This is a genomic window from Polaromonas sp. P1_G4 (assembly GCF_056405475.1).
In genome coordinates this window covers 1-2,161 of sequence record NZ_JBFUCA010000620.1, presented here as the reverse complement: position 1 = coordinate 2,161, position 2,161 = coordinate 1, and the positions used below count along the sequence as shown (strand labels likewise).

Annotated in this window: 10 tRNA genes and 1 pseudogene; 10 read left to right on the top strand and 1 reads right to left on the bottom strand. The window is 56.0% G+C overall.

Going from position 1 to position 2,161, the window contains the following annotated elements:
* Positions 1–258, bottom strand: a pseudogene (locus AC1D1X_RS21385) (hypothetical protein); the annotation flags it as partial.
* A gap of 475 nt (positions 259–733) precedes the next feature.
* Between AC1D1X_RS21385 and AC1D1X_RS21380 the strand changes: the two are divergent.
* The 10 genes from AC1D1X_RS21380 (at position 734) to AC1D1X_RS21335 (ending at position 2,111) form a co-directional block, all read left to right on the top strand.
* Positions 734–809: transfer RNA gene (locus AC1D1X_RS21380), tRNA-Gly, on the top strand.
* Positions 810–1,075: 266 nt separating this feature from the next.
* Positions 1,076–1,152 (top strand) — tRNA-Glu (locus AC1D1X_RS21375).
* A gap of 129 nt (positions 1,153–1,281) precedes the next feature.
* Positions 1,282–1,372, top strand: a tRNA-Ser gene (locus tag AC1D1X_RS21370).
* Between the two features lie 10 nt (positions 1,373–1,382).
* A tRNA-Gln gene (locus tag AC1D1X_RS21365) sits at positions 1,383–1,461 on the top strand.
* An 8-nt stretch (positions 1,462–1,469) separates the two neighbouring features.
* Positions 1,470–1,544 (top strand) — tRNA-Ile (locus AC1D1X_RS21360).
* A gap of 21 nt (positions 1,545–1,565) precedes the next feature.
* Positions 1,566–1,641, top strand: a tRNA-Arg gene (locus tag AC1D1X_RS21355).
* A 25-nt stretch (positions 1,642–1,666) separates the two neighbouring features.
* A tRNA-Arg gene (locus tag AC1D1X_RS21350) sits at positions 1,667–1,746 on the top strand.
* A gap of 27 nt (positions 1,747–1,773) precedes the next feature.
* Positions 1,774–1,846: transfer RNA gene (locus tag AC1D1X_RS21345), tRNA-Pro, on the top strand.
* A 31-nt stretch (positions 1,847–1,877) separates the two neighbouring features.
* A tRNA-Asp gene (locus AC1D1X_RS21340) sits at positions 1,878–1,953 on the top strand.
* A gap of 80 nt (positions 1,954–2,033) precedes the next feature.
* Positions 2,034–2,111 (top strand) — tRNA-Leu (locus AC1D1X_RS21335).
* The last annotated feature ends 50 nt before the right edge of the window (positions 2,112–2,161 follow it).

The following is a 2,161-nucleotide window of genomic DNA, read 5'->3' as shown; positions in this document are numbered from 1 at the left end:
ATCCGTATCCATCCAGCCTTTTGGCTTTCCGGACTTGCTCTCGATCTGCGCGGCTGCTGCATCGCCGATGTTCCGCGCGGTGCCCTTTGCGTCACCCTTGAACTGGCTCAGTCCCCCTGCGCTGAGGCCAAGTTGTCTGGCGATGCGGCCCAACATGCCGACAGGTGATTCGCCGGTGGCCAACTCCTTCTCGCTGAACTCCCGAATGATGATCAGCAGGTTGTTGCGCCGGTTTCTATTGACGTTCTCGGAGTCCATGTGACGTGGTTGCAACAATCCAGATTATTTTGCATCGACCCGTTGACGATGGTGTAAAAAGATTTTACATTACCTTTCATCGCTACTTTGGCATCAACCCTTTCCACACACTCATCATGAAACCGATAGCCGCCAACGCAAGAAACAACCCCTCCGTCTGGGGTGGTGCTGCCGTGCGTCGCCGTGACGTTCATCTGGGCCAATGTCGTGGGCTGAGTTCTTTTGCGTTGTCCATTTTGCGGACCGCCATGTCCAAGCAGAACCACGAGGATTCCACACAACCGGGAGAAGGAGACGCCTGAGCGTACCTTCTAAATCTCTGACACCCAGAGGCCCGGTATCCGCAAGGAACCGGGCCTTTTTGTTTTTCCCTGACGGTGATCGTGCCGTCGATGCGCTTCAAGCGCGGGAGTCTTTAAAAATTTGCAGCGGGACAGCAGCCAAACACTGGATGGCAGCGAGTTCCGCAAAAATTGCGGACATAGCTCAGTAGGTAGAGCGTGAGCCTTCCAGGCTCAATGTCGTCGGTTCGAAGCCGTCTGTCCGCTCCATTTCGGGTGTGCCTGTTTCACGTCACCTGCGCGAGACCGAGGAGACGGTCTGGTGGCGTGTGTGCTGGCAGCCGGGGTTCATGGCCCCGGAAATGCAGTGCAGTGGGAGACCCCGGTTCGGCTTCATGCCGGCCGCTCACATGCAGGTACAGCCGAAATGGATTCAGTTTTTAGCCCGCGTAGCTCAGTCGATGGAGCGGTAAGGCAGTCGCCTTGTAAGCAGCAGGTCGGCCGTTCAAATCGCGACCGTGGGCGCCAGGGTATTTGTCACGTTCGTCTAGTGGCTCAGGACACAAGATTTTCATTCTTGTAGACAGGGGTTCGAATCCCCTACGTGACGCCAATTCCAGCGCTGGCAGCCAGGTAATTGGCTGGCAGCTGTTCAGTAAAGAAGCGCAGTGCTCGCAAGAGCGTAGTGCGGAAACCGGCCTCAAAGATAGGGTGGCACCGGAACTCGTAACCGGGAATTTTTGGAAGATTGGCCGAGAGGTTCAAGGCACTCGCTTGCTAAGCGAGAGCCCATGAAAGTGGGCTCATGGGTTCGAATCCCCTATCTTCCGCCATCTCTTTGATGGGCCGTTCGCCAAGCTGGTCCAAGGCATCGGGTTTTGATCCCGACATTTCGGTGGTTCGAATCCATCACGGCCTGCCATTTTTTCGGGTTGCATAGCTCAGTGGTAGAGCAGCGGGCTCATAACCCGCCGGTCGTTGGCTCGGTCCCAACTGCAACCACCACCTGCATCACCCAAGCCATTTGCGCGCATAGCTCAGCGGGACTCAGAGCGCGACCCTCCGAAGGTCGAGGCTGGCAGTTCGAGTCTGCCTGCGTGCAGCAGCAATAACCCAAATAGATTTTTCTCGCGTTAGCTCAGTCCGGAATCAGAGCATCTGCCTACGAAGCAGAGGGTCGGAAGTTCAAATCTTTCACGCGAGGCCATTCAGTTTTCATTCAGCTCGATTCAAGCCGTGTGTGGCGCAGTTGGTAGCGCGCGTGCTTTGGGAGCATGAGGTCGCAGGTTCGAGACCTGCTACATGGAGCATCTTCATTCCGGTCTTCTTCATTCTTTTGGTCTGTTAGCTCAGCTGGTAGAGCACTTCCCTGTCCAGGATGTGGTCACGGGTTCGATTCCCGTACAGGCCGCCACCATTCATGCCGTGCTACCTCGGTCGATGGATCGATAACCCCTTGCGCCGGATCGAATCCGGGCTGGACACCAGATAAATGCTCAAGTGGCGGAATCGGAAGACGCGCCTGCTTCAAAACCAGGTCTTTTGGGAGTTCGAGTCTCCCCTTGAGTACCAGAACAGTTTTCAGCCCCGGTGGTGGAATGGGAAGACACACTGGCCTTAGA